The organism is Litoreibacter sp. JB4-2, from assembly GCF_055693445.1.
Genome location: NZ_CM146334.1, coordinates 2,604,023 through 2,628,989 on the forward strand (window position 1 = coordinate 2,604,023; position 24,967 = coordinate 2,628,989).

General features: G+C 54.0%; 24 protein-coding genes. 16 read left to right on the plus strand and 8 right to left on the minus strand.

What is annotated here, in order from left to right; genetic code table 11:
* Positions 1-642: 642 nt before the first annotated feature.
* From ACZ1G7_RS12910 to ACZ1G7_RS12940, 7 genes are all read left to right on the plus strand, one after another.
* A complete protein-coding gene (locus ACZ1G7_RS12910; RefSeq protein WP_472659800.1) occupies positions 643-1,404 on the plus strand; it encodes a hypothetical protein in 762 nt (253 codons plus the stop codon).
* A 95-nt stretch (positions 1,405-1,499) separates the two neighbouring features.
* Positions 1,500-2,792: an ABC transporter substrate-binding protein gene (locus tag ACZ1G7_RS12915; RefSeq protein ID WP_472663729.1), complete on the plus strand. Its 1,293-nt coding sequence runs from the start codon at positions 1,500-1,502 to the stop codon at positions 2,790-2,792.
* A 34-nt stretch (positions 2,793-2,826) separates the two neighbouring features.
* The gene (locus ACZ1G7_RS12920) at positions 2,827-3,753 is read left to right on the plus strand and encodes a branched-chain amino acid ABC transporter permease (RefSeq protein WP_472659801.1); all 927 of its coding nucleotides are present in this window, start codon (positions 2,827-2,829) and stop codon (positions 3,751-3,753) included.
* Positions 3,750-4,694, plus strand: a complete 945-nt coding sequence (locus tag ACZ1G7_RS12925; protein WP_472659802.1) for a branched-chain amino acid ABC transporter permease — start codon at positions 3,750-3,752, stop codon at positions 4,692-4,694. The genes ACZ1G7_RS12920 and ACZ1G7_RS12925 overlap by 4 nt, the downstream gene beginning before the upstream one ends.
* Positions 4,682-5,413, plus strand: a complete 732-nt coding sequence (locus tag ACZ1G7_RS12930; protein WP_472659803.1) for an ABC transporter ATP-binding protein — start codon at positions 4,682-4,684, stop codon at positions 5,411-5,413. Before ACZ1G7_RS12925 ends, ACZ1G7_RS12930 begins: the two co-directional genes overlap by 13 nt.
* Positions 5,406-6,101 (plus strand): ABC transporter ATP-binding protein, encoded by a 696-nt coding sequence (locus ACZ1G7_RS12935; protein WP_472659804.1) that lies wholly within the window; start codon positions 5,406-5,408, stop codon positions 6,099-6,101. Before ACZ1G7_RS12930 ends, ACZ1G7_RS12935 begins: the two co-directional genes overlap by 8 nt.
* Positions 6,102-6,203: 102 nt before the next feature.
* Entirely contained in the window at positions 6,204-7,367 is a 1,164-nt protein-coding gene (locus ACZ1G7_RS12940) for an amidohydrolase family protein (RefSeq protein ID WP_472659805.1), read from the plus strand.
* A gap of 67 nt (positions 7,368-7,434) precedes the next feature.
* Here ACZ1G7_RS12940 and ACZ1G7_RS12945 read toward each other — a convergent pair whose 3' ends face one another.
* The 7 genes from ACZ1G7_RS12945 to ACZ1G7_RS12975 form a co-directional block, all read right to left on the minus strand.
* Complete coding sequence (locus ACZ1G7_RS12945) at positions 7,435-7,872, minus strand: MarR family winged helix-turn-helix transcriptional regulator (protein WP_472659806.1); 438 nt, start codon at positions 7,870-7,872, stop codon at positions 7,435-7,437.
* A gap of 80 nt (positions 7,873-7,952) precedes the next feature.
* Complete coding sequence (locus ACZ1G7_RS12950) at positions 7,953-8,537, minus strand: amino acid synthesis family protein (RefSeq protein WP_472659807.1); 585 nt, start codon at positions 8,535-8,537, stop codon at positions 7,953-7,955.
* On the minus strand, positions 8,534-9,115 hold the full coding sequence (locus ACZ1G7_RS12955) for an amino acid synthesis family protein (RefSeq protein WP_472659808.1): 582 nt from the start codon (positions 9,113-9,115) through the stop codon (positions 8,534-8,536). Before ACZ1G7_RS12955 ends, ACZ1G7_RS12950 begins: the two co-directional genes overlap by 4 nt.
* Positions 9,108-9,968 (minus strand): UPF0280 family protein, encoded by an 861-nt coding sequence (locus ACZ1G7_RS12960; protein WP_472659809.1) that lies wholly within the window; start codon positions 9,966-9,968, stop codon positions 9,108-9,110. The genes ACZ1G7_RS12955 and ACZ1G7_RS12960 overlap by 8 nt, the downstream gene beginning before the upstream one ends.
* Positions 9,968-11,458 carry a 6-hydroxynicotinate reductase gene (locus tag ACZ1G7_RS12965; RefSeq protein ID WP_472659810.1) on the minus strand — a complete coding sequence of 497 codons (1,491 nt, stop codon included), beginning with the start codon at positions 11,456-11,458 and terminating at the stop codon, positions 9,968-9,970. The genes ACZ1G7_RS12960 and ACZ1G7_RS12965 overlap by 1 nt, the downstream gene beginning before the upstream one ends.
* Positions 11,455-14,193 (minus strand): molybdopterin-dependent oxidoreductase, encoded by a 2,739-nt coding sequence (locus tag ACZ1G7_RS12970; RefSeq protein WP_472659811.1) that lies wholly within the window; start codon positions 14,191-14,193, stop codon positions 11,455-11,457. Before ACZ1G7_RS12970 ends, ACZ1G7_RS12965 begins: the two co-directional genes overlap by 4 nt.
* Positions 14,183-15,016, minus strand: coding sequence for an FAD binding domain-containing protein (locus ACZ1G7_RS12975; protein WP_472659812.1), 834 nt, complete (start codon positions 15,014-15,016; stop codon positions 14,183-14,185). Before ACZ1G7_RS12975 ends, ACZ1G7_RS12970 begins: the two co-directional genes overlap by 11 nt.
* A gap of 402 nt (positions 15,017-15,418) precedes the next feature.
* On the opposite strand from ACZ1G7_RS12975, the gene ACZ1G7_RS12980 reads away from it, so the two are divergent.
* The 7 genes from ACZ1G7_RS12980 (at position 15,419) to ACZ1G7_RS13010 (ending at position 23,163) form a co-directional block, all read left to right on the plus strand.
* Positions 15,419-15,760, plus strand: a complete 342-nt coding sequence (locus ACZ1G7_RS12980; RefSeq protein WP_472659813.1) for a hypothetical protein — start codon at positions 15,419-15,421, stop codon at positions 15,758-15,760.
* Positions 15,761-15,772: 12 nt separating this feature from the next.
* A complete protein-coding gene (locus ACZ1G7_RS12985; protein WP_472659814.1) occupies positions 15,773-16,300 on the plus strand; it encodes a hypothetical protein in 528 nt (175 codons plus the stop codon).
* Positions 16,281-16,802, plus strand: a complete 522-nt coding sequence (locus ACZ1G7_RS12990; RefSeq protein WP_472659815.1) for a hypothetical protein — start codon at positions 16,281-16,283, stop codon at positions 16,800-16,802. The genes ACZ1G7_RS12985 and ACZ1G7_RS12990 overlap by 20 nt, the downstream gene beginning before the upstream one ends.
* A 35-nt stretch (positions 16,803-16,837) precedes the next feature.
* Entirely contained in the window at positions 16,838-19,411 is a 2,574-nt protein-coding gene (locus ACZ1G7_RS12995) for a calcium-binding protein (RefSeq protein ID WP_472659816.1), read from the plus strand.
* Between the two features lie 89 nt (positions 19,412-19,500).
* Positions 19,501-20,058, plus strand: a complete 558-nt coding sequence (locus ACZ1G7_RS13000; protein ID WP_472663730.1) for a calcium-binding protein — start codon at positions 19,501-19,503, stop codon at positions 20,056-20,058.
* 58 nt (positions 20,059-20,116) lie between these two features.
* Entirely contained in the window at positions 20,117-21,856 is a 1,740-nt protein-coding gene (locus ACZ1G7_RS13005) for a type I secretion system permease/ATPase (RefSeq protein ID WP_472659817.1), read from the plus strand.
* Complete coding sequence (locus ACZ1G7_RS13010; RefSeq protein WP_472659818.1) at positions 21,853-23,163, plus strand: HlyD family type I secretion periplasmic adaptor subunit; 1,311 nt, start codon at positions 21,853-21,855, stop codon at positions 23,161-23,163. The genes ACZ1G7_RS13005 and ACZ1G7_RS13010 overlap by 4 nt, the downstream gene beginning before the upstream one ends.
* A gap of 104 nt (positions 23,164-23,267) precedes the next feature.
* On the opposite strand, the gene ACZ1G7_RS13015 is transcribed toward ACZ1G7_RS13010, so the two are convergent.
* A complete protein-coding gene (locus ACZ1G7_RS13015; protein WP_472659819.1) occupies positions 23,268-23,615 on the minus strand; it encodes an H-NS histone family protein in 348 nt (115 codons plus the stop codon).
* 246 nt (positions 23,616-23,861) lie between these two features.
* Between ACZ1G7_RS13015 and ACZ1G7_RS13020 the strand changes: the two genes are divergently transcribed.
* Positions 23,862-24,038, plus strand: a complete 177-nt coding sequence (locus ACZ1G7_RS13020; protein WP_472659820.1) for a helix-turn-helix transcriptional regulator — start codon at positions 23,862-23,864, stop codon at positions 24,036-24,038.
* 311 nt (positions 24,039-24,349) lie between these two features.
* Complete coding sequence (locus ACZ1G7_RS13025; protein WP_472659821.1) at positions 24,350-24,898, plus strand: hypothetical protein; 549 nt, start codon at positions 24,350-24,352, stop codon at positions 24,896-24,898.
* Positions 24,899-24,967 lie beyond the last annotated feature (69 nt).

The window sequence follows — 24,967 nt, forward strand, 5'->3', positions numbered from 1 at the left end:
AAAATGAATTGCTTTCGAAAGAGCCTTTCTCTTTTCGCTATCACTTTTTCGGTTCTCGGGGGACCTGCGTGGGGACATGCAGCGGAACAGGGGTTTGTTCTGCTGCTTCCGACGACGGCCTATATCACCGCGGGAACCTGCGCGGTCGTGGTCACGATATTACTGTTGCTTGTCTTGAAGGGAAACCAGCTTGAGCGGCTCTTCAGGCCGCGAGACACGGGTCTGGATATGCGTTGGTTTGCGCCCCAGCATTGGACATCTCTTGGGGCATCGCTTGTGCTGGGTGGCTTGGTTGCTATCGGGCTGTTTGGCCCGACTGATCCGCAAGCGAACCTTCTGCCGCTCGTCCTATGGACTGTCGTTTGGATGGCATTGTTTGTGGTGCAGGGGTTTTTCTTTGATATCTGGCGCTGGGCAAACCCTTGGGTTGGCCTGCACCTGTTGATTGATCCGCAGGACCGACCGGTGCTGCACCTTCCAGAACGCTTGTCCGTTTGGCCAGCGGTGGTCGTGTTTGCTGCATTTCAAGGATTTGTTCTGGCGGATGTCGCCCCGAACGATCCGACAAGACTGGCCACCTTCACACTGGGGTATTGGGGGTTCACGCTTGTCGGGATGAGCCTTTTTGGCAGGCAAGCCTGGATGCGCCAGGTTGAATGCTTCAGCGTTCTTTTTGATATCATAGGAAAGGTGCGCATTTTTAACAGCGGAGAAACAGTCAGATTTGGTGTACCAGGTTGGCAAGCAGCGCGCGTGGATATGAGCCAAGCGGTTTTCATTCTCATCCTTCTGGCAGCGGGCAGCTTTGACGGATTGTATGAAACATTCTGGTGGCTGGGGCAGGTGGGCGTGAACCCACTGGAATTTCCCGGACGCACCGCGATGTTTTGGACAACGACGATTGGGCTATTCAGCGCAATACCGCTTCTGATTTTGCTTTTTGCGGCCTCGGTCTGGATTGGTCTTTTGGCTGTGATGCGTGGTGATGTAGCGAATCAAGTCACCCTAAAGGAGGCGTTCATCGCGTTTTCAATTTCGCTTCTGCCGATAGCAATCGGGTATCACTTTGCTCACTATCTGGTCACCTTCCTAGTCCAGTTTCAGGTGGTTCTGGCCACGGTGGCCGATCCGCTCGCGCTTGGGTGGAACCTGTTTTGGCTCGATAGCATGCGGGTCAAGGTCGGGTTTTTGGCGGTTCCGAGCACGGTCAAAGTCATTTGGATCTCGCAGGCGGCTGTCGTTGTTTTTTCACACATTCTTGCGGTGTTGCTAAGCCACAGAGCGGCGGAGCGCCTATGCGACAACCGGCGTGACGTGTTCTGCATTCAAATTGGTTTGTCATTGCTTATGGTTGCTTACACGATCTTCGGACTGTGGCTTTTGGCAAGCCCGCGCGGTGTTTGAAAAAAATCTAGACTTTTTGTTTGCATACACACAAGCTGACATCAAATCGACAAAGGTCAAAAACCAAACTGGGGAGACTTGCTGTGACACACGAGATCAAGAAACCGACTAAAATAAATCGTCGAAACACGTTGCTTGGCCTTGGGGCCAGCGCGGGTGCGATGGCCGCGACTGGTGTTTTGCCGGGATCACTTGGTTTCGCGCAGGCCCAAAGCTCGGCCCCCATCAAGATCGGGTTTCAAAAGCACGCGACTGGCATCGGCGCCGCTTATGGCCGCTGGTACGGTGCCACAACAGATGCCGCCGTCAAACGGATCAACGACAATGGTGGCATCAACGGCCGCCCAGTTGAGATCGTGGTCGAAGACGATGCAACGGATCCGGGTCGCGGCGCCGAAGTTCTGGAGAAATTCGCCAACCAGCATGATTGCGATGTCGCTTTTGGGACCTTGTTCAGCCATGTGGTCATTGGGTCCGCACCGCGCGCGGGCGAACTTAAGCTGCCATATTTTGTTGTCTCCGAGGGGCACCATGTGGCCAGCGGAATGTTGAACCGCTACACGCTTCAGCCGGGTATCACGGACGTCAAAAGTCAGGTTCAATCGATGGCACCTTTTGTCGGTAACAACCTCGGCAAGAAGGTCACGATGATCTACCCCGACTTTGCCTTTGGTCATGATCACCGCGATTTCTTCTCGGCCGCGATTGAAGCGCAGGGCGGCGAAGTTGTGGCGAAGATTGCCATTCCACCGACTGAGACGACCTTCACGCGCTACTTCCCGAGCATTCCACGCGAAACCGAAGTGGTCTATCACGTCATGGTCGGCCCCGCCGTGCTGACATTTGTGAAAGAGCTTGGCGAGTTTTTCGGGCCCAGCCGACCAGAGATTTTCGGGTTCATCGACAGCCTAGAGGCCGTTGATATCCAAAGCCCCGGCCTTGAGTTCCTTGAGGGGACGTATTTCTGGGAGGGCATGCCGCGTTATGCGCAGGCGGATCAGGCTGACTACGAAAAGGCGTATCGCACGGCTGTGGGCGTTGATGATCGTGGCGCATCGATTGATGACCCTGCCAATGTGTCGACCTATGCGCATATGTTTGGCTGCTGGGAAACGCTCAACATTATCAAGGCCGGGATGGAGGCCGCGGACTATCAAGGACCGGCTGATCGCACGAAGCTGATTGAGGCGGTGGAGGCGATGACAGATTTTCCTGCTTCAGAGGATCATCCCCAGGGTGACAAGCTCTTTAACGGCAAAACGCATCAGGTCTTTGGCAAGCAGTACATTTCCAAGGTCACGGATGGCCGCCTTGTTCTGGAGCATACGGCGTCCATTGAAGATGGACTGTACGAGGATGAGGTCGACTATACGGCCCAGTCTTTCTAGTCCGCTGATGACCATCAAGTAAGCGAGACCGCCAATGGAATTTGGGCCTCACTTGATGCTCGCCTCTCTTGAAGGGGCGGTCATCTCGGCTATCCTTGTTTTGACGGCTATGGGCCTGAGCATTGTTTTTGGGGTCATGCGCGTTGTGAACGTGGCGCATGGCGAATTCTTTATGCTTGGGGCGGTCCTTGCTTGGGTGGTCACAACGACGCTTGGCGGTCATCCGGCGATTGGGTTTGTCGCGGCATTGTTGATTGTCCCTGTGATGGTGGGCTGCCTTGCCGCCGGTGCGGACAGGTTGATTTTGAAACGGCTCAACTATGACCCTGACCGGACCATCGTCGCCACGATCGGGATGCTCTACATCATCCAGCAATCGACGCTGATCCTGTACGGCCCGGAGGCCCGCCCGGTGCAAGCGCCGTTCAACACGAGGCTGTCCCTGCCGTGGTTTGAATTTGGCGAAAACGGTTTTGCGATGATCTGGCCGTGGGGGCTGAGTACCACTAGCTACAAATTATTCGTGATCGCGGCCGCCGCCACCGTACTTGTCGCGCTTTGGTTGGTTCTGACGCGCACAAAGATCGGGCTGATCATGCGCGCCACGCAACAAGATAGCGACACGGCACAAGCCTTCGGGGTGCCGGTGGGCAAAGTCTATTCCTACGTCTTTGGCTTGGGCGCGGCATTGGCTGCGTTGGGCGCGGTGCTGGTGGTTCCCATTCAACAGGCACATTATTTGATGGGCGGCGACCCGCTGTTGCTGGCCTTCATCGTTGTCATAATTGGCGGGCTCGGCAGCATGCCAGGAACCGTGATCGCAGCCCTTTTGATCGGCATGAGCGATGGGATCATTTCGGTGTTCTTTTCACCAACACTTGCCAAGATCATAGCGACGTTCCTTGTTGCGATGGTCCTGGTGTTTCGCCCGCAGGGTCTTCTTGGGCGAGCCGAGACATGACGCAGGCGACGAAGTCCACCATTCTGCATGTCAGCGTATTGGCCATTCTTCTGGCCCTGTTCTTTGTCTTGCCGACCTATCATGTCGGGGTCTTCTCACGGATCATGTTGCTGGCGATCTATGCGATGGGGTTTAACCTGTTGTTTGGCTACACGGGCCTTCTGAGCCTGGGCCACGCGATGTTTTTTGCGGCGGGCATGTACGGTTTCGGCCTGGGTGTGAACCTGTTTGGGTTGCCTGTCGCATTGGCCTTTGCCCTTGGGATTGCGGCGGCGGCTTTGCTAGCCTTCATCGTTGGGTCCTTGGCGCTGCGCACCGCCGGTGTCGCCTTCATGATTGTGACGCTAATGTTTGCGCAGACCGTCTATCTGGTGATCTTGTATTTTGGTGAATACACGCGCGGCGACGAGGGGTTTGTGATCCAGCAAGCGCAGCGCAGTCTGGCCGGTATCGATCTGACGACCGAAACAGCGCGGTTTTTCACGGCATACATTCTGTTCGCGGTCAGCTTTCTTGTGATCGCCAAACTGGTCCAGATGCCCTTTGGCAAACGCCTTGTTGCGATCCGTGAAAATGAGGAACGCGCTCGAATGCTGGGTTATGATGCGACCAGTTTGAAGCTAAGGGCGCTGGTTATTTCAGGGCTGTTCTCGGGCGTCGCCGGTGCCGCTTATGCGTTGCTGTTTGGGTATGTCGGGGCCAGCTTTGCCGCGGTGCATTATTCCATCTTCCCGCTGCTTTGGGTTCTGCTGGGTGGTGCGGGGACAACCATTGGACCGCTGATCGGTGTCATATTCATGTTCTATCTGATTGACGTCTCAAGCAGCTATACCAACGCTTACATGCTGATCGCCGGTGTCGCACTGGTCCTTTTGACCCTGTTCGCTCCGCAAGGGCTGGTCGGAACACTACGCAAGAGGGCGTTCGCATGGCTTCCGTAAGTGTTCTTGAAGCGCAGGGTCTGACAAAGATTTATGGCGGCGTGGAAGCGAATGTCGATATCGATTTTCAGCTACGCAAAGGCGCGATCACGGCCCTAATAGGCCCCAATGGCGCAGGCAAATCCACCTTTGTCGGAATGCTCAGCGGGCGCACCATGCCAACCCGCGGGAGTGTCAGATTTGAGGGACAAGACATCAGCAACTTGCCTGCGCATAGGCGCATTCAATTGGGCATGGCATATACGTTTCAGATCACCTCAATATTTCCGGGGCTGACGGTCTATGACAATGTTGCTTTGGCGGCGGGGCTTAAACTGGCGACAGACAAACAGGCCCATGATGCCAAGACACGTGAGGTTCTGGCCCGGATCGGACTTGCTGAGCGTGCAGAGCAGACGGCGGGCGATCTAAGCTACGGCCACCAACGCGTTCTGGAAATCGCTATGGGTTTGGCGCAGGATCCAAAGGTCTTCATTCTCGATGAACCCACCCAAGGCCTGTCCGAGCAAGAAGTAGATGACTTTGTGACGCTGATGAAATCGCTCGCAGGCGAGACAACGATTTTGCTGATCGAACATAATATGCGTGTCGTGAATGAGACCGCAGACTATGTGACGGTCCTGGATCAAGGGCGCCTTCTTGCGTCGGGAACCCCTGCTGAAATTCGCAAGAACGCAGCTGTTCAGGCGGCTTATTTGGGGTCAACTCCCGATGCTTGAGATTAGCGATATTCATTCGGGCTACGATCAGGTCAAAGTCCTGTTTGGCGTATCTTTGTCGGTCAATCCGGGCGAAATTCATTGCTTGATGGGCCGAAACGGGGCGGGCAAGTCCACCATTTTGAAAGCCATCATGGGACAGCTTCCTTTGTCGCAGGGGGAGGTGCGTTTGGACGGTGAATTGCTCAGCGATATCCCTGCGCATTTGGTTCCGCGCAAAGGGGTGGGCTACATCCCGCAAGGTCGGCGATTGTTCAAAGAACTGACAGTGGCGGAGAACATCGAAATGGGCCTGATGGCCCGCGGCGAAGGGGCAGATACCCGCGATTGGGTGCTTGATCTGTTCCCGCGTCTGCGCGAACGGCTGGATCAAGTTGCGGGGACGCTGTCGGGCGGGGAACAACAGATGCTGGCGACGGCGCGGGCGCTGTGCCTGCGCCCAAAGGTTCTTTTGCTCGATGAACCGACCGAAGGGTTGCAGCCCTCCATGATCGAATTGATCCGTCAGGTTGTGGTTAAGATGAAAGCCGAAGGCTACGCGATCATCCTTGTTGAACAACGGGTTGAGGCTGTTCTGTCGATCGCTGATCGCGTGACGTTTATTGAAAACGGACAAAATCGTGAAACTGTCGACGCGTCTGCGCTGCGGTCCGAACCGGCTATGTTGACCAAGTATTTGGGCGTCTGACGGCCTGCGCCAAACGGATGAGCTTCATCACGATCTGACTGGCTTGACGTATCAGTGCCAAATGTTTGTATGCTAATAATAAAACAAGGGAGACTGGTCGCGATGGAAAAGCTTGTCATTAAGAACATTGGTCAAATTCTGTCTGGCAAGATGGAAGACCCGATTTATGACGGCGATTGCATGGTCGCCATTGACGGCAAGATCACCGCTTGGGGGAAAGAGAGCGATCTGGATTGCGACGAGGCGACGACCGTTGTTGACGCGCATGGCGTGACTCTGGCGCCCGGTTTGATCGACAGCCACATTCATCCAGTCGTTGGCGACTACACCCCTAGGCAGCAGCAATTGCATTGGATCGATTCAACGCTGCATGGCGGTGTGACGACGCTTATTTCCGCCGGCGAAGTTCATATGCCGGGCCGGCCGAAAGACATAGTTGGTTTGAAAGCAATGGCGATTGCATCGCAGCGCTGGTACGAAAATTTCCGCCCCTCCGGCATGAAGGTGCATGCGGGTGCACCCGTCATTGAAAAGGGCATGGTCGAACAAGACTTCAAGGACATGGCCGATGCGGGTGTCAAACTTCTGGGCGAAGTGGGGCTTGGCACTGTCAAAGACGGGAAAACCGCGCAAGAGATGGTGGGCTGGGCTCGCAAATATGGCATGCAAAGCACGATCCACACGGGCGGGCCGTCGATCCCTGGGTCGGGATTGATTGACGCGGACATGGTCATAGAAACCGGCACCGATGTGATCGGACATATCAATGGTGGCCATTCCGCTCTGCCCGACGACCAGATCATTTGTCTGTGCGAAAGTTGCAAAGCAGCGTTCGAGATTGTCCATAACGGCAACGAACGCGCGGCGGTGCTTACGGTCAACACCGCGCGCGAGTTGGGCAAATTGGATCAGGTCATTCTTGGCACTGACGGACCAGCCGGGTCAGGTGTGCAACCATTGGGCATTTTGCGGATGATCGCGATGCTGTCGGCGTTCGGCAACGTCCCGGCGGAGATCGCTTTTTGCTTTGGAAACGGTAATACTGCTAGACAGCGGAAGCTAGACACCGGGTTGATCGAGGCGGGTATGTGCGCTGACTTTGTGTTGTTGGATCAGGCGCAACACGCGCCGGGCAAGACAATGCTCGACTCTGTGCAGCTTGGAAATCTTCCGGGTGTTGGGATGACCGTCATCGACGGCGTCGTCAGGAGCGAGCGCAGCAGGAACACCCCACCAGCACAGCGACTGCCTGAGCGGCTTTTGTGATCTTCTAGAGGTCAAAATTTTTGCGCATTTCCGGGGACCTTGGACCGCCCCTGTGCCTGATGTTGCGCTAGGACAGTTTTTTGAGAAGCGAAAGCAGCGTGTCTTGTTCACGTTTGTTGAGCTGAGACAGCGTTTCTTGCGTGATTGCTTTTCCGACCGTTTCAAGTTCGGAAATCAAAGCCAAGCCATCCGCGGTCAAAGATATGACCGACCGCCGTTTGTCGGTTTTGTCTGCTTCTGAGCGCACCAATCCCTTGGTTTTCAGTCGGTCGACAACGCCCTTGGTTGTTGCGATATCCATCGCCGCCAAGCGGCCCAGATGGTTTTGGGTCACATGCCCATGCTCTGACAGACGCATCAGGGTCGAAAATTGCGTCGGGGTCAGGTTACCGAAAATGTGATTTTGAAAGATCAAAGCATGCCTCTGGCTCGCCAGACGCAACAAAAAACCCACCTGATCGTCCAGGTTGTAGGTTTGGTTTTTTTCTTTCTGGGCAGAGTCCATTTGAAATGGCCTTTGAAGCGATAGCTGTCACATGATTGCATAACCCGGTTGGGCATGCACGCCGAGACTGGGTGTCAAACCTAGCGGAGTCCGTCCTCGCCTGTGGCATCTTCATGTGTCAGACCGCCGACGCGGGGAAGCGGGCGCCCGCTGTCCGTCACTGCAACCGCCACCATTATTTCATTCGCGCGTGGTGCGTCATTCAGCCGGACCTCGATACCGTCAAAATGGCTGCGCACATAGGCCGCGTCTTTGTGGCCCAGCGGCACATCCAGCACTTGACCCGGGCTTCCCATTTTCTTCGAAGACGCCACCAAAGCTGCCCCTTTTTCCACGGCAGCACGCAACGGCGCGCCCAGCTTTGGATGCAAGATCGCGGCGGCATGTTCGAGTTCTCCGTTCTCGCCGACCATTGCGGATTTGCCGTAGCTTTCCGCATCGGCGGGTGCGATGCCCAGTGCCGCAACGCATTTATCGCCCAGCAACGCGCCAAGCTCCGCGCCGATATCCATGAGCAGGGTCAGGTCCTCCTGATACTGCCCGGCAAAGGGGTTTTCGATCACGGCAACAGCGACGGCCTTTCGCGTCGCTGGCAAAATCTCGCGTCCGATTTCGCGATGGGTTTCTTCAATATTGACCGCGATTTTTCTGATTTTAGCGCTCATCTTAAACCATCCTTTCCCTCAATATCGGCAGCTGCGAGACCACCGGCCCGATTGTGAATGCGCGCGCCTGTGCTCATCACCAGCACGAAAGCAAGTTCATTGGCGCGCGGCGCGTCACTGGTTCCGACTTCCATGGAATCAAAATGGCTGCGCACATAGGAGGCGTTGATATGCGTGATCGGAACATCTAACCGCCCGCCTAAACCGCACACTTTTTTGGAGGACGGAACGATTGCATTCGAATTGTCCAACAACTGACGCATCGCGTAGCCGCCAGGTGCGTGCCAGAGCGCGCCATGCTCAAGCTCACCTGCTTCGCCGATCAGCGCGCCTTTGCCGTAGCCTTCGATCTGGTCCGCACCGCCCAGCGCCTCGATCAGTTTTTGCGCCATTTGCAGGCCAAGCGGCTTAAGGTCTTCCATGAAATGTTGGATGTCAGGCTCATACCGCCCGGCGAACGGATTCTCGATGATGGCGAGCGTAGCCGCGCGTCGAAGTGAGACCGCCGGGACGGGCCCGCCTTCGTGAAAAACCTCTTCGGTCGAGGTGACCATTTTCCGCAAGACGACGTCAGGCATGTGCGAGTATCCTTTCAGGACCTAAGAACTGGGGCGACCGGGTGGTGCAGTTTTCAGCGCCAAGGTACAGCGCCGCGCCCAGGATCTGTTTATGCGCGACCAAGCCATTTGCATAGGTGAGGCCTTTACCCAAGGCTTTGTGCATTTCGGCTTTGGAAAGCGCGCCAACGTTCGCAACCGCAAGCTGATCACCCAGATCACTTTCGTCTACAAGATCACTGGCAGGGCGGCGCAGGATGGCGGGGTGGTCCCCAATATCGACCGCGTTTGCAATCAGGGTCGCTGCGACATCCGCTTTGGCGGCGTTGCTGGCCAAAACCGTGACGTTGTCGGCAATCCCTAGGCTCAGGCTGCGCCCATGGCGGCTGCTGGACGCGATCCCGCGTACTGGATCGTCATAGCTGATTTCTACGCGACCCAAGTCACGGCCATCATGGCTTGCAATAGCTGTCGTGTAGGTCGTGCCAGCGGAAAGATGCAGCGCGATGTCGCCGCCGTTATTGACGTAGGCGCGCTGCATTTCTGCGGCGGCCGTCATGGCGCTTAGAACCTCATCCGCGACGGCGCCTGCGACGGCGGCCATGGGTGTTACGAAAACGCCTGTGCCATGGGCGCGGGTCGCGTGATCCATACGCCTTGCGACTGCGCCTTGCGGCCTGTCGCTTACTGGTGTGATAGGCGCGCGTAATATCGCAAGCTCCGTCACAAGCGTTTCCAGAATCGTCGCAAACCGATCTTGGGCTGCTGCAAATGCGCGGGGCTTGTCACCGTCTACGCCAATAATCAAATCTATCGGCCCATGCTGCAAATGAAGCCGGGTCCCGCCAGACAACAAGTGCGCTGTCGGACCCATCAAGACCCGTCCTTCTTGGACCAACGAAAATTGGCATGTGACATGGGGTCATGGCCACGGGTGTTTTTCCCGACTTTGCGCAGGTCTTCTGTCTGGGTCGCGGCAATAGGTCGGATTTCGTCCATGTGACCACCGAGTGTGCGATAGTCACTGACGCGCAAGGAGAACTCGATTGGGGCAACCAGTGCCGGGGTTGGGACATATCCAAATGAGCCTGAAGGCATATCAAGAACATCAACCATGACGGTGATCCCGCCGCCGGGCCAAACATAGCTGTCGGCGCCGCCGCAAGACACGTGGGTTAATGAATCCTTGACCGACCGGGTTAGGCGGATCGGGTTTTCTGTCACGCCAGCCCGAAGGCTGCCGCCCGCGCCGCCCATGAACAGCACCGAGCATATCGAAGGCTCGCAATTCTCTGCGATCAGCTCGGCCGAAGCGGTCAGTGTGTCCGGCATCGCGGCTGGTTGCGGGATGAGGTCTGCGTCCAGCTCGTAATATGCGAATTGCTCCCCGGTCGTTGATACCATCAAAAGCCGCAAGCCTTCCCAGGCCACGGCCGGTTTGAATGGCCCAAGGATTTTCAGCGGATCATCGATGTCTGTCCCGCCCCATCCGGTGCCCGGCTGCGCTACCTGAAAATAGCGTCCGGGCGTGGACCTGCGACCGATGATTTTGATGCCTGTTGGCGGAACATCCAATTGTTTGCCGGCTTCGTGCTCGGACAGGACGCCTGTGATGTGATCGTCGACGACCACAACATCGTCGGCATGATGGAGCCATTGCTTTGCAAACATCCCGATGGTGGCCGACCCGCATCCGACCCGCATCAGTTTTTCTGGCGTCCCATTGATGATCGGTGCCTGGCCCGCTTGAATAACAACGGTTGTTGTTTGATCGCCGTCGCCGATCTGCACCTCGACGGCCTCGCGATTGCACAGTCCCAAAAGCGCGTCACAGGTGACACGCCCTTCCTTCTTGGACCCACCTGTCAGATGTTCGACGCCACCCAAAGACAACATCTTCGACCCGTATTCGGAGGTCATGACATGCCCGATGGGTTCGCCGTCCACCCGCACGACGTCGCGTTCGTGTCCAATGTGGCGATCCGTGTCGATTTTCACTTTGACGCCGCAGTAGGAAAAAATCCCCTCCGTCACGATGGTGACCATATCGACGCCTTCAACCTCTTGGCTGACGATAAAGGGCGCGGGCTTATAGTCAGGATAGGTCGTGCCAGCGCCTACGGCGGTCACGAACGGGCGGTCCCCTTTGACGATATCGCCGTCCCAATCATCTGATGTGCCATCTTTGAGGAACGGAACCAGTTTCTGATCGGTTCCTTCGATGATCGTCAGCGGATCAAGACGGATCAGATCGCCGCCGTGATTTGCATAGCGGTCACATGCACCAGATTTACCATCCGCGATGAAGCACATGACAGGACAAGCGTCGCAGCGGATTTTTTCGGGCTTTGTGGCATCCTTCATTGCGTTTTTGCCTTTATCGCTGCGCGCACTCGGGACGGAGTCGCCGGGACCTGCGTGATCCGAACGCCAACTGCATCATGTATCGCGTTCAAAATTGCCGGGGCCGTGGGGATAAGAACATGTTCCCCCAAACCTTTGGCGCCGTAGGGCCCGTGTTCGTCCGGCTCTTCGATGATGATGGTTTCGATTGGGGGAATGTCGCCGATGGTGGGGATCAAGTAGTCGTGCAGATTTTCCGTGCGCCCGGGCAGGTATTCTTCCATCAAGGCCATACCAAGACCCTGCGCTATCCCGCCATGAACCTGACCTTCGACCAGCATTGGGTTGATTGCCTTGCCGACATCATGGGCGGCGACGAACTTTGTCGGCTTGGTTGTTCCCAGTGCGGTATCAATCTCAACCACGACCAAATGCGCAGCATAGCCAAACTGGGCGTAGGGCACGCCCTGACCATTTTCATCCAGTGGCAGTGTGGGCGGGTCGTAGGTTTCTTCAGCGCGAAATACGAAGGCTTCTGTGTCCGGCGAGAGTGAGCTTAGCAGCAATTCTTGTGACCCAGCGCTGTCTGTCGCGACAATGCGACTATTCCCAATTGTTAGCTCAGCGTCGGGCGCCACGTTCATCTTTTCCAGAATGCTGGCGCGCAGCGCTTCACCCGAAAGGCGGGCGGCATTTCCAGATACATAGGTCTGACGGGAAGCAGAGGTCTTGCCCGCATCCGGGGTGACATCTGTGTCGGGTCCAATGATTTTGATCTGTGCCACCGGAACGCCAAGGGCGGTTGCAAAAATCTGTGTAATCACGGTGTTTGCGCCCTGCCCGATATCCATCGCGCCTTGGTGCAATACGACTGTGCCATCAGCCAACACACCGGATTTGATCGTGGACGGGTTTGGCAAAGAAGTGTTCCCGCAGCCATACCACCCAGCCGCTATACCGACCCCGCGTTTCACGGTGGCATTGTCTGTGTTGAAGGCGGCGGCGTCTGCGCGTTCCTGCGCCCAGGCGGGTTTCAGACTTTCAAAACAGGCCTTTATGCCAACACCCTGCTTGAACATTTGGCCACATACCGTTGGCATATCGTTTTCAAGCGCGTTGAGAATGCGGAATTCAAGCGGGTCCATACCAAGTTTCTCGGCCAAGACGTCAAACAGACTTTCTTGCGCAATCGCGGATTGCGGGACCCCGAAACCGCGAAATGCGCCTGCGGGTGGGTTGTTTGTGTGGATGCCTTTGGATTCGGCGCGGTAATCCGCGACGCGGTAGGGGCCGGACGCGTGGACTGGCACTCGATTGGCCACGGTTGGCCCCCAGCTTGCGTAGGCGCCAGTGTCAAATTCGCCATAAAAATCAAACCCAGAAATCTTGCCTGCCCGCGTTGCCCCGATCCGCAGGCGAATGTCGGACGGGTGCCGTTTGGTCGACGACTGCATTGATTCAGTACGGGTATAGGTCAGGCGCACGGGCTTGCCCGTCTTCAGCGCTGCAAGGGCAAGGTATGGCTGCACCGTAATATCCAGTTTGGACCCAAATCCGCCGCCAACACCCGTTGGAACGATGCGGATTTGGGAGGCGTCCATCGCCAGGATCGCCTCCAGTGCGTCGCGGTCCATCACCGGGGCCTGGGTGCAGGCATGGACGACAACACGGCCGTCAATCACCTCAGCATATCCGGCCTCAGGCTCAATATAGGCATGTTCGACAAATCCGCTTTCATAGTGGCCTTCAACCACAATGTCCGCATCGGCCAAAGCCGCCTGCGCATCACCACATTGTACAAAGCCGCTGCACATCACGTTGCGATCCCGCCCCGCGTGCAATTGGCCTGCTTGTGCCTGCTGCGCGGACGTGACGTCCAATACGGCGTCTTGCTCCTCCCATGTCACCGGGAAATCATCTGGGTCCAAGGCGTTGATCGCATCCGGCGTACCGATCACGGCGGCGACCGCCTCCCCGCGGTATCGGGTTTCGTCTTCGGCAAAAACGGGTTGGTCGACAAATTGCGGAATCACGCCGAAGGCGTTTTGTCCCGGAATGTCTGCGGCTGAAATCACCGCCTCAAACCCATGATGCGTTGCGAGGTAGGCTTGTAGATCGCCAAGCTTAAACCTAGCCCGCGCATAGGGCGAACGGATGACAAAAATCTCAAGCGTGCCTGAAGGGGCAACGTCATCACCAAAGGCCTCAGTGCCTGCCAGTTTTCCGGCGCCATCGACGCGTTCTATTGCATCGCCAACTTGTCCTGACGCTTCCTGTGTTGACGGTTCAGCATACATAACGGCGTCGATTATTTTGCGGTAACCCGTGCAGCGGCATAGAACGCCGCCGAGCGCATCTTTAACATCTTCTTCGGTGGGGTTGGGGTTTTCGCGCAATAGTGCGACCGCCGAGACCATCATGCCCGGCGTGCAAATCCCGCATTGTGCGGCGCCTTGTTTTTGAAAACTGTCTGCCAACGCTTCCGCGACTGGGTCAGACCCGCGCAACCCGCGCAGCGTTTCAACATTTTTGCCTTCGGCCTGTTGGGCAGGCATAAGACAGGCGCAGACCGGCGCGCCATCGACTAACACGGTGCACGCACCACAATCGCCCGCATTGCAGCCAATTTTGACGTCCCGCGCATCCATGTCTTCGCGCAGCAATTCGGACAGACGGGTGCCGGGGGCGGGAAAGCCTTCAACGGGGACACCGTTCAAGACAAAAGCGGAGCCTTTCAAGGAAACGCTATCGTCCATTTCTGGCCGCCCTTTTGATGGCGCGGGCGCATTGTTCCGCGACCACATCAAACCTGAACTCCGAGGTTCCACGCACATCATGAATAGGCGCGAGCTCCTTGAGATGCTGTGTATCAATAGTGACGTTATCGGCAGTTTGCCCAATCAGGCTGGCTTCGAGCGCCGACAACCGGCGAGCAACAGGGGAGCAGGCCCCAACAGAAATACGCGCCTCAGTAATTTTTCCGGTGTCATCGCAGGCAATATTCGCGGCCGTCATCGTGATAGAGATCACCAAGTATCGGCGGCTTCCGAGCTTTTCAAATGCGGACGCCATACCTGGCGGCTGAGCTGGCACAATGATAGTCGTAACAACTTCATCTGGCGCAAGCGCTGTGCGCCTTGCCCCCAACAGGAATTCTGAAAGTGGCAGAACGCGTTTTCCCGTAGCTGAACTTTCCATTTCCACCAACGCGTCCAGCGTCAACAAGGGCGGTACACCATCCGCCGCTGGCGACGCATTGCAAAGGTTCCCCGCAAGAGTTCCGACGTTTTGAATTTGAACACTTCCAACGTCGCGGGCTGCCTGCTTGAGCGCGTCAAAAGCAGGCGGTAGGTCAGCTTTGATAAGCTGAGACCAAGTCACCGCAGACCCAATCCGAAACCCATCGTCAAATACAGATATCGTATTCAGCCCCTCGATCCGTGTCACATCCAGAAAAAAGGCCGGGGGTTTGCCTTGTTGTGCAGAGGGGTAGACGTCCGTCCCGCCTGCGACGATCTTCCCGTTGCCTTCTGCGACGATCTGCAACGCCTCAGCCAGTTTTACAGGAGTGTGGTACATGCACCTCGCCCAAGATCTGAGTTTTGTTTGCATGCAAATGATATTGATGCGCTGTTCACGTTGTCAACATGGTTCAGCGCATTTGAAAGATGAAAAAGCTAGCCGCAAACTGCCTGAAACTCTTGTCGGACACCGAAAGACCCGGCAAGGCAGATGCCAGCTTACTTATTCGCAACCATTTTGGGGATTTTTGAGTGATTTGGTGCCAGGAGAGGACTCAATACAGCAGCCTTAAGTATCTGAATAAAAACGAATATGCTTGTTTTGAAAATACCTGATATACACACCGGTACCCGGGCACAATTTTAGTTTAGAGGTTCGAGTCCTGACCCAAATTCGGGCATTTCCACGCTTAGAGTGTAGTCGTTCGCAACCCAGTTCAAGCGACACAAGATCGCTAAGTTGGTCAAGGAGACCATCGGTGATAAGCTAGTTACACGATTATTCCTGAGCGATGGACAGGATGTATCACGGCAAGATACCATACTCTCTATGGGCGATATGCCAACGAAAGATGGCTGCGTCGCTGATAATGATGGCAACAGGCTCACGTTTTGTTGGACATTATCAGACCATCTGCCAAAACCCGAGGACTATATCATCAAGCGTTCTGATCTAGAGCTTGAAGCAACATACCTGATTGGTGAATGGGAACGCGAAATTACCTACTCCCAACATCTCGCACCTGCCTTTGTTGACCGCCCAGATGCGCCTGTGATAACAGCGGATCAGAAGGTATACTGAGGGTATTCGCGAGTGAAATATGTAGCGGGGGCGGACGCGGCGCCAAATGTGCGCATCGCTTCTGGGGTGGCATTTGAAGTACTTGAAACGCCTGCAGCCATTGAAGAATTAGTTGATCTGGCTGAGAAATCCCATGCAGAAAGCCGGTTTTCATATATACAATTCGCACCAGAAAAAGTTCGGTTAATTATCAATCGCGCTCTGTCCGATCGCAAACGCCATGGTATCTTGCTGTGTCGGTATAATGGCAAGATTGCAGGGGCCGCTCATTGTACTGTTGGTGAGTATCATATTGGAACTGGTGTATTAGTCACGACCGTGCACAATTTGAATGTCGTTAAAGACGTTCGTCATTCACTTAGAGGTGGGCGTGTCGCACTTGGTTTGCTCAAAGGCATTGAGAGTTGGTCGCGAGCGCGCGGAGCCTCTGAGGTCCTATTCCACGTCTCATCAGGAGTCGATTTGGGGCGAACACATAAATTTATTAAGCGTATAGGGTATGACTTTGCAGGAGGAAACTATGCAAAAAATATTCAATAAGAAGGTGATCTCGATTATCGCCCTGTTGTTTTTGGGGGCTATTACTCTATATCGATTTTCTTCCGCCCAAAGTGAACCGAATGAGGACAAAATACTATCTAGATTAGTTCAAGGCTCCGGCTTTCAATTACAGGAAATTTTTCCAGAAGCGAGTATGATATGTGGAATAGGCGAGTTTAATAGTAGTAAGAAAGTACTAAAGAGTTTCGGTGTTTCATACCCATACTGGAACGACAGGTTTGCTCTAGAAAATGAAACCTATTTCTACTTAATATCAGATAACAAAATTCTGCTTTCTGAATTGTCCAATGGACTTTTCAGAGAGGCCGATACTGAGAAATATATTTTAGGTTGGCCGGTCAACACGTGCTTTTCTGACTTCAAGTCAGTAGTAACTATTGAAAGAAACATGAGTGTGCCAGTAAAGGGATTGCCCAAGAATACTGGTTCAGTTCAAATTCCATCACGAGAGGTCATAAGAGTAATAATTGCAGAAAAATAAGTAAGTCAAATCTGGATTTATACGGGGGATTAGTCTTGAGTATTAAAGATATAGTTAGAGACACATGGGGCAAAATTGTCGCCTTTAAGGCTAGAGAGGCGGAAGAATTTGCGTCGAACATTGGTTTTGATGGCCTACAGAACGGGCGCTATGAGACGAATGCACTGGCTCACGCATACGATACGGCCAAAATAGCATTTGGTAGCCCAAGGGTCCCTGGACCTATGCTGGATCAAAACGCTCGAGATTTGGGGTATGCCAAAGAGATTCTTGGCGGAGACTATAGTCCAGGCGAAGGGCTTCAGGGTGTAACAAACCCAGATGCAATTAAAGACCTTTACAATAACGAAGTTGGAATAAAGATTGGGAGTATAGGGCGGGAACTAGGCTTGTCGTGGGAAGAAGTCAAAAAAGCCATAGAGTACGCTGCGTTCAACGGCGATCTGATCGTTGATGAGTTCAACGATCCTAGGATGACGACGGCTATTGACAAAATTATCGATCGAAACCCACCTATTGACCTTAACGAAGCGGTTAAAGCAGCAACAAACGGGCAAACTGGTATCTATTATGATTCAAATGGGAACGCCCGCCCATATTCATTTGTTGATGGTGCAATAGGAGACAACGTTGTCGGCGATGAATATAGTTATGACTACACGCGAGACTTGTCTGCTGACTACAGAGATTGGGCAAGTGATACAACAACAAACGAGGATGGTGAAGAAAGTCCTCGCCCACAGCCACGGCCAGATAATTCGACTGACGGTACTGCAAAACCTATTTTACTTGATCTCGATGGTGATGGTGTCGAGGTTTTAGTTAACGGATCGGTAGCTTTTGATTGGGACGCAGATGGTTCGCGAGAGTTTGGCTCTTGGATTGGACAAGACGACGGATTTCTTGTCATTGATTTGAACTCAGATGGGTCAAGAGGAAGTGGCGACGGAGTTATTGATCAAGCTAAGGAAATAGTTTGGTCAAATTGGGGGAATGAAGGTGATACTGATCTTCAAGCAATCAGTCGAGCTTTCGATTTAAACAATGACACTAAGCTCGATAGTGCGGATTCGGTATGGAGCGAGTTACATGTATGGCAAGATTCCAATTTGAATGGTGAGACCGATGATGGTGAGCTTAAGACACTATCAGAAGTGGGAATTAGCCAAATTGATCTGACATATGATGATCAATCACCATTTGATGACATCGAAGACGATGTTTTCTTTTTTGGAGTGACCAGGCATGGTTTTTCTTCATACTATAAAGGAGATGAAAAGATTGTTGGGGGTGTTGGCGACTTTTCCTTCCTGTATGAAGGAATAGGTTTTATTCGCGAAGTCACTTCCATTGGTCACCGGTATAATTTTGAGAATGGCCGCAACGTGGAATTTCTCGACTTAAATAAGATGCTAAATGGATTACATTTTTCAGAATCTCGTTCCTACATGCTTTTACACGATGTAGATGCATCAATTGTAGAAGAATATCCAGCTAACGCTGTTCTTTCGGTGGGCTTCAATGGAGCGGTGGGTGATAACGCTAGCAATTCCATTGATGCCTCTATGGCTTCTCTGGGCGTTTTCATCGAGGGGAAAGGCGGCTCTGATCAGCTTTTCGGCGGCGCCTATCAAGACATTCTGGATGGTGGAGATGGAGTTGACAATCTGATTGGAGGTAACGACTCCGATATCTTGATCGGCGGCGCTGGTAACGATGTGCTCAACGGTGGCGGCGTCTCAAATGGATTTGAATCTACAATTGGGGGACAATTAGCTTCATATCGATCAAATTTCGGTTCGACCGGCACTTATAGTGATCACGTAAATGACTTGAATGGTGATCAAGTCGACGACTTGTTGAACATCCATTCTGGTAATGGTGGGGTTTGGGTCTATTCGTCCTTAGGCCGTGGCGACGGCACGTTCGAACCAGTCGTCGCAGGCGGCCATGGCGAATACCAAGGTGGTGTTTCTGGCCAGCTGCTTTCAGCTCGAACGAACTTTGGAACATCGTATGTTGAGCATACGGGCGATTTTAACGGTGATGGATTGGGAGATGTTGGGATCGTCCACACAGGTTCGAACGGTGTTTGGGTATATTCTGCTCTCGGTAACGGCGATGGGTCGTTTGGGGAACTGGTTGGCCGAGGTGTAGGCACTTATAACGGGGAGCAATCAGGTGAGCTCTCTTCTGAACGAACTGATTTTGGCAGCACCAATCTCTATACTTCAAAATTTGCTGACTTTAACGGTGATGGTATCGACGATCTTGGTCTGATCTATTCCGGAAGTTCAGGTGTATGGGCTTATACTGCTTTGGGAAACAGCGATGGAAGTTACCAGACCTTAATCGGCGCGGGTTCCGGCCAATACGGGGAGGAACTTCGGGCCAGCTTGCTTCTGAAAGAGCTTCGTTTGGCAGCAATAGCACCTACCAAAATGATGTTGGTGATTTTAATGGTGACGGGGTCGCCGATCTTGTCGTGTTCTATTCCGGCTCAGCCGGAGTTTGGGCATACACCGCACTCGGTAACGGAGATGGAACATTTCAGACGGTCACCGGTTCTGGAGATGGTGTATACCTTGGCAACACATCAGGACAGATAGATTCTGGGAGTGCTACTTTTGGGTCAACTAACCAGTTTGATAAACGGATCGGCGACTTTAATGGAGACGGTTTTTCGGACCTAGCCGTAATTTACTCATCGTCGGGAGGGCTCACAGCTTACCTGGCTGAGGGTGATGGGCTAGGAGGTTTTGAAAGTGTTGTTGAACACCAACTGACCAATAGCCTTCCAGATGTCGGTGGCAGTTTCACAAACGACGTAGGCGATTTTGACGGCGACGGTGTCGACGATCTGGTTATTACGCACTCTGGAACAACCGGTATCTGGAGTTTTGTCTCACTTTCTGACTCCGACGCAGGAGACTACCTAAATGGTGGGGATGGCAATGACCACCTCATTGGTGCGATAGGACGCGATACACTTATTGGTGGGACTGGAGATGATACCTTGGATGGTGGCGTTGGCGCAGACCTATTTGTTTTTTATTCCAACGAAGACAGTGGAACCGACACAATCGTTGATTTCGAAGACGGAAGTGATTTGCTACAAATTGCTGGTCTTGATTTCAATGATTTGGGCATTTCTCAGAATGGCTCCGACGCACTAGTGTCTTGGACCAACGGGGCAGTTTCAATTCAAGGGGTAGATTTTTCGCTTCTAACCGAAGAGGACTTCCTGTTTGTATAGGAACCGAGCATCATTTGACGTGGAAGACTATAAGAACTTAGGCGCGGGTACCGACTAAATGGCGCTTAAACCCGGCCTTCCCGAACTTCGCCAAGCGCGTCGAGCCGGCACTTGGCTGTTGGGTAGTGTGTTTTTGTTCAGTGTTTTTGTAAATATCCTGATGCTGACGGGCCCGCTTTATATGCTTCAGGTCTATGACCGGGTGCTGGCGTCGCGGTCTGAGGAGACGCTGGTGGCGCTGTCTCTGCTGGTGGCAGCACTCTATATGTTGATGGGGGTGCTCGACTATGCCCGTGGGCGGGTCCTGGCCCGCTTTGGCGCGCGGTTTCAGACGGAATTAGATGGGCGTGTCTTTGATGCAGTGATGAAGCGATCGCTATTGCCGAAGTTTCGGTCTGCACCGTCATCGGGTCTGCGTGATCTTGAGGCTATGCAATCGGTTTTCACCTCTCCGGCGATGCTCGCGCTGTTTGATGTGCCGTGGACGCCGCTATTCATTGCTGCGATTTTTGTGTTTCATCCGCTTTTGGGCTGGATGGCGCTGGCAGGCGGTGTGACACTGATCATCGTGACGCTTTTGAACAATTGGTTGACCCGTTCCAAAACGCTTGAGGCGCAATCAGCCTCCGCACAAGCGCATGCCTTCTCGGAGCAAGCGCGGCTTGCAGCAGAGATCGTGCGCTCACAAGGGATGAGCAGATCAATTGCAGGTCGTTGGCACAAAGTGCGCGACAGCGCGGTTCAGCAAACCATCCGGGCCAGCGACTGGACAGGGCTGTTCTCCGCACTCACCAAATCCTTCAGGCTATTGTTGCAATCAGCGATGCTGGGCATGGGGGCTTGGCTTGTCCTGCGCGGCGAACTCACAGCCGGGGCCATGATCGCGGGCTCTATACTGTTAGGTCGCGCTCTAGCGCCTATTGAGCAATCCATTGGACAATGGCCCACGGTGCAGCGCGCCCGTTCCGGTTGGTCCCTGCTCGGCAAGCTCTTGGAAGAAACGCCGCCGGATGCAGAGACGATCAAGCTACCGCGGCCAGAGGCGCAGCTTCGGCTCAAAGGCGTTTCGGTCTTCGCTCCTGATGCAAAGCGTCCGACGCTTTACGGGATCACGCTTGACGTGCAGCCGGGACAAGTTTTGGGCGTCATTGGCAATAGTGGAGCGGGAAAGTCAACGTTGGCCAAAACCATTCTCGGTCTCATGCGCCCAGCAGCAGGCGATGTGCGCTTTGGGGGCGCCACCCTTGATCAATATGATCCCGACGATCTGGGTGGCTTTATCGGATACCTGCCGCAGCAGGTGACCCTCTTCAACGGCACTGTGGCCGAGAACATCGCCCGCATGTCAGACAGCCCTGATGAGGCGCGGGTGATCCAAGCCGCGCAAAAAGCTAACGCGCATGAGATGATCCTGAACCTACCCGTTGGTTATACGACCATCATTCAAGGCCAGGACAGTCAGCTCTCAGGCGGGCAACGCCAGCGTATTGCACTAGCGCGCGCCTTCTATGAAGACCCGGTGCTTCTTGTCCTGGATGAACCAAATTCGGCATTGGATGCAGAGGGGTCAGCCGCGCTGAACCGCGCCATTCGCGAGTTTAAGGGGGAAGAAAAGGCAGTTGTGATCATGACCCACCGTCCGAGCGCCATTGCCGAATGCGACCGGTTGATCGTGATGAAGGAAGGTAAAATTGAAGCGGACGGCCCGCGCGATGAGGTGATGCGCTCGATGCTGCGCAATGCTGATGACATTCACAAATCGATCAATACATCGGTCCAGACTGGGGCAGAAGCGTGAGCGACGCATACCAAAAACCAGTTTGGCGGGCGCGACTGCCGCTAGCGATTGGCTTTCTAGCTCTGGTGATCTTGATCGGTGTGATTGGCGTGTGGAGCGTTCAGTCTCGGATTGCGGGGGCTGTGATCGCGTCTGGCTTGATCCAACTGGAAAGCAATCGCCAAGTGATCCAGCACCCTGAAGGCGGTGTCGTGGGCGGTATTCTAGCGCGTGATGGTGACCCTGTGGCGGCCGGTGATATTGTTTTGAGCCTCGACAAGACATTGTTGCAATCAGAGTTCGCCATCGTCGAGGGCCAGCTGTTTGAGATAATGGCGCGGCGGGCCAGGCTAGAAGCAGAGCGCGATGGTGCGCTAGAACTGACTCTGCGAGACGAACTTCGAGAAGCTGCTGGTGAGCGGCCCGAGGTGCAAGATCTGATTGATGGGCAAACCCGATTGTTTGACGCGCGCGTGGACTCGTTGGCACGCGAAGCCAAACAACTTCAGGAACAGATTGCCCAAGCCCATAACCAGATAGCTGGGGCTCAAGCGCAGCTGCAAGCGTTCAAAACCCAGGATGAGCTGATCAGCAATGAGCTTGCCGATAGCGCTGAGCTGTTCGAGAAGGGCTTGATCCAAGCCTCCCGCGTCTCGTCTTTGCAACGGGAGCAAGCCCGACTCTTGGGTGAGATTGGCCAACTGGATGCAACTATTGCGCAGCTTCGCGGCCAGCTCGCGGCGCTCGACATACAAGTCATAAAGCTCACCACCGCCCGGCAGGAAGAGGCCATCGCGACCTTGCGCGACCTTGAGTATCGTGAGATTGAGCTGGCCGAGCGACGTTTATCTGTGCGCGAGACCCTGTCGCGTATGGACATTCGCGCGCCCGTTTCCGGTGTCATCTACGGATCAAACGTCTTCGCTCGCCAAGCCGTCGTCTCACCCGCCGAGCCCATCATGTATGTGATCCCGCAAGACCAACCGCTGATTGTCGCCACGCGGATCGAGGCGATCCATATTGATCAGGTACAGATTGGGCAGGAAGTCTCTTTGCGCTTCACCGCATTCGACCAACGCCTCACGCCAGAGATATTCGGCCGCGTAGCCAACCTTTCAGCCGATGTCTTCACCGATGAGGCCACGGGTCTGTCCTTCTACCAGGCAGAGCTCCTGCCCGATGACGGCGAACTCGACAAGCTCGGAGGCCAAGACCTACTACCTGGCATGCCGGTCGAGGCCTACATTAAAACTGGTGACCGCTCTCCGCTGAGCTATCTCGCGAAACCGCTGACAGATTATTTTACGCGGGCGTTTAGAGAAAGTTGAGCGCGTTTTTTTTAGGATGCCAAAAATAGCTCCGTTTAATACCCATATAAGAAAAGCGGCTCCAAACGAAGCCGCTTCCGATTATTTTGCACAGGCCACGAAGGCTATTTGATTTTTAGCTCGTCCGCTTTCTTGCCCGCTTCAAGCGCTTCCTTGAACCAAGCAGGCTGACGGCCTTTACCAGTCCATGTAAGGGCTGGGTTTTCTGGATGAGCGTAAACAGGTTTACCTGGGTTTTTTGGTTTGGCGCTTTTGGTCTTTTTGTTCGTTGGTGCGTGGGATGGAGCGCCGAGCAGTTCCTCCAGTGTAAAGCCGCTAGCATTGGCCGCCTTTTTGAGCGCAGCAAGGGCTTGCTTCTTCTCTTGTTCTTCCAGTCGCTTTAGTCGCGCTTGAATTTGTTTCTCAAGCTTCAGTAGTTCTTTGCGATCTAGGTCTTTGATCGAGATGCTCATTTTGGTTCCTTCGTGGTGGTAGCACCGTCTAACAAAAAGTGGCATTCCAATACAAGGTTTTGATTTCGAGCTTTTAGCTCGGCGGTGCTGTTCTTGTCGTTTGGAGTTCAGCCTTGCTTGTAAAATGAGTGGTAACGCCTGCATCGAATTATTGCTTATTCACTTCGCCCAGATAAACTGACGGTCTCTCGGGAGACTTGTCGAAACCCGAGCATCGCGATGCTCTTCAATTCTGGAGATATCGTGATGAAGATACTATCAAAACGTCAGGTAAAAGAGCTTGTCTTGTACTCACCCCAACATATTGCTCGCCTTGAGAAGGCAGGCCAATTCCCTAAGCGGGTACCGCTGGGCCCGAACCGGGTGGGCTGGGTTGAACGTGAGATTCTGGACTGGCTCGAAGAGCGCCTCTCGCGGCGATAAATCAAATCGACACTCCTGTATTAAGGAGCTGGGCGGCCGGGGTTGCAAACCTGGCCGTCCGACCCGAGGGCGCGGTAAATGAAAGCCCGCTGCGGTGCCGAACTCAACAAAAAAACGATCAGGCAGTCATTGGATTCTGAAGTTATCGTTTGTTTTTCATATAAGGGCTTATGCGCTTTTTGGTCTGCAAAGCCGACATTGGTTCTAGTTGCCTAGACGACAGTCATGCGGGACTTTGCTGCCTTTCACCATAGTTGCACCGACGGCGGCTTTACAGTTGCACTACCCAAGTTTTGCCGGATCATGGCCGCATGACGACTGGCTCAAAAAAACGGTGGCGGACCTCTGATCACACACCAATTTTCTACTGGCTTCGTGGTGCTTTCCTTGTGTGGCTGACGATCCCTGCCAGCGTTGCTGACATTTTCATTGCGCCACAATGGTTCGCGCCACACTGGCAGTGCGACAGCTTAGGTATTCCGCTAATGCAAGCCTACCGACTGGCACTACCATACGCTATCTTCGCTCTTCTTCTTTCCGGCCTACTCACCTTCGTTTCAACGAGGAAAAGGCTTGGTGGCAAAGATATTTTCGATCTTCGAGTGCGCAAATCTGTGTGGAATTTGTTCGTCACTCTTGTAGCTGCGATTTTGATTGCACCATTGGTCTACGACATAGGGCACTACATCTTCGACGCACTTTTTGTACAGACGTGGACAGAAGACTGTGCGGGTCGGGCCGAGGAAATAACAGTGTCTCTTCGACGTCCTTTTTTGCAGGTTCTCCCCGTTGTCGAGGCATTGCTAATTCTTTGGTTACTGCACTTGCGCGCATTTGCTGTTTCACCACAGCAGAGTTGAAGAGCAGCCGTTGGTAGCTCGCGCAGCATTGGTCAAATTGGGCTCAAAGCAGACCTCGGATGCATCGCA

What these genes read in the sequence shown, in the direction of transcription:
- ACZ1G7_RS13025 (WP_472659821.1), top strand. Translation starts at nt 24,350, where the DNA reads ATGACGACTGGCTCAAAAAAACGGTGGCGGACCTCTGATCACACACCA.
- ACZ1G7_RS12970 (WP_472659811.1), bottom strand. Translation starts at nt 14,193, where the DNA reads ATGGACGATAGCGTTTCCTTGAAAGGCTCCGCTTTTGTCTTGAACGGT.
- ACZ1G7_RS12945 (WP_472659806.1), bottom strand. Translation starts at nt 7,872, where the DNA reads ATGGACTCTGCCCAGAAAGAAAAAAACCAAACCTACAACCTGGACGAT.
- ACZ1G7_RS13015 (WP_472659819.1), bottom strand. Translation starts at nt 23,615, where the DNA reads ATGAGCATCTCGATCAAAGACCTAGATCGCAAAGAACTACTGAAGCTT.
- ACZ1G7_RS12935 (WP_472659804.1), top strand. Translation starts at nt 5,406, where the DNA reads ATGCTTGAGATTAGCGATATTCATTCGGGCTACGATCAGGTCAAAGTC.
- ACZ1G7_RS12940 (WP_472659805.1), top strand. Translation starts at nt 6,204, where the DNA reads ATGGAAAAGCTTGTCATTAAGAACATTGGTCAAATTCTGTCTGGCAAG.
- ACZ1G7_RS13020 (WP_472659820.1), top strand. Translation starts at nt 23,862, where the DNA reads ATGAAGATACTATCAAAACGTCAGGTAAAAGAGCTTGTCTTGTACTCA.
- ACZ1G7_RS12990 (WP_472659815.1), top strand. Translation starts at nt 16,281, where the DNA reads ATGCAAAAAATATTCAATAAGAAGGTGATCTCGATTATCGCCCTGTTG.
- ACZ1G7_RS12960 (WP_472659809.1), bottom strand. Translation starts at nt 9,968, where the DNA reads ATGGGTCCGACAGCGCACTTGTTGTCTGGCGGGACCCGGCTTCATTTG.
- ACZ1G7_RS12965 (WP_472659810.1), bottom strand. Translation starts at nt 11,458, where the DNA reads ATGAAGGATGCCACAAAGCCCGAAAAAATCCGCTGCGACGCTTGTCCT.
- ACZ1G7_RS12930 (WP_472659803.1), top strand. Translation starts at nt 4,682, where the DNA reads ATGGCTTCCGTAAGTGTTCTTGAAGCGCAGGGTCTGACAAAGATTTAT.
- ACZ1G7_RS12920 (WP_472659801.1), top strand. Translation starts at nt 2,827, where the DNA reads ATGGAATTTGGGCCTCACTTGATGCTCGCCTCTCTTGAAGGGGCGGTC.
- ACZ1G7_RS12950 (WP_472659807.1), bottom strand. Translation starts at nt 8,537, where the DNA reads ATGAGCGCTAAAATCAGAAAAATCGCGGTCAATATTGAAGAAACCCAT.
- ACZ1G7_RS12925 (WP_472659802.1), top strand. Translation starts at nt 3,750, where the DNA reads ATGACGCAGGCGACGAAGTCCACCATTCTGCATGTCAGCGTATTGGCC.
- ACZ1G7_RS12975 (WP_472659812.1), bottom strand. Translation starts at nt 15,016, where the DNA reads ATGTACCACACTCCTGTAAAACTGGCTGAGGCGTTGCAGATCGTCGCA.
- ACZ1G7_RS13005 (WP_472659817.1), top strand. Translation starts at nt 20,117, where the DNA reads ATGGCGCTTAAACCCGGCCTTCCCGAACTTCGCCAAGCGCGTCGAGCC.
- ACZ1G7_RS12910 (WP_472659800.1), top strand. Translation starts at nt 643, where the DNA reads ATGCGCCAGGTTGAATGCTTCAGCGTTCTTTTTGATATCATAGGAAAG.
- ACZ1G7_RS12955 (WP_472659808.1), bottom strand. Translation starts at nt 9,115, where the DNA reads ATGCCTGACGTCGTCTTGCGGAAAATGGTCACCTCGACCGAAGAGGTT.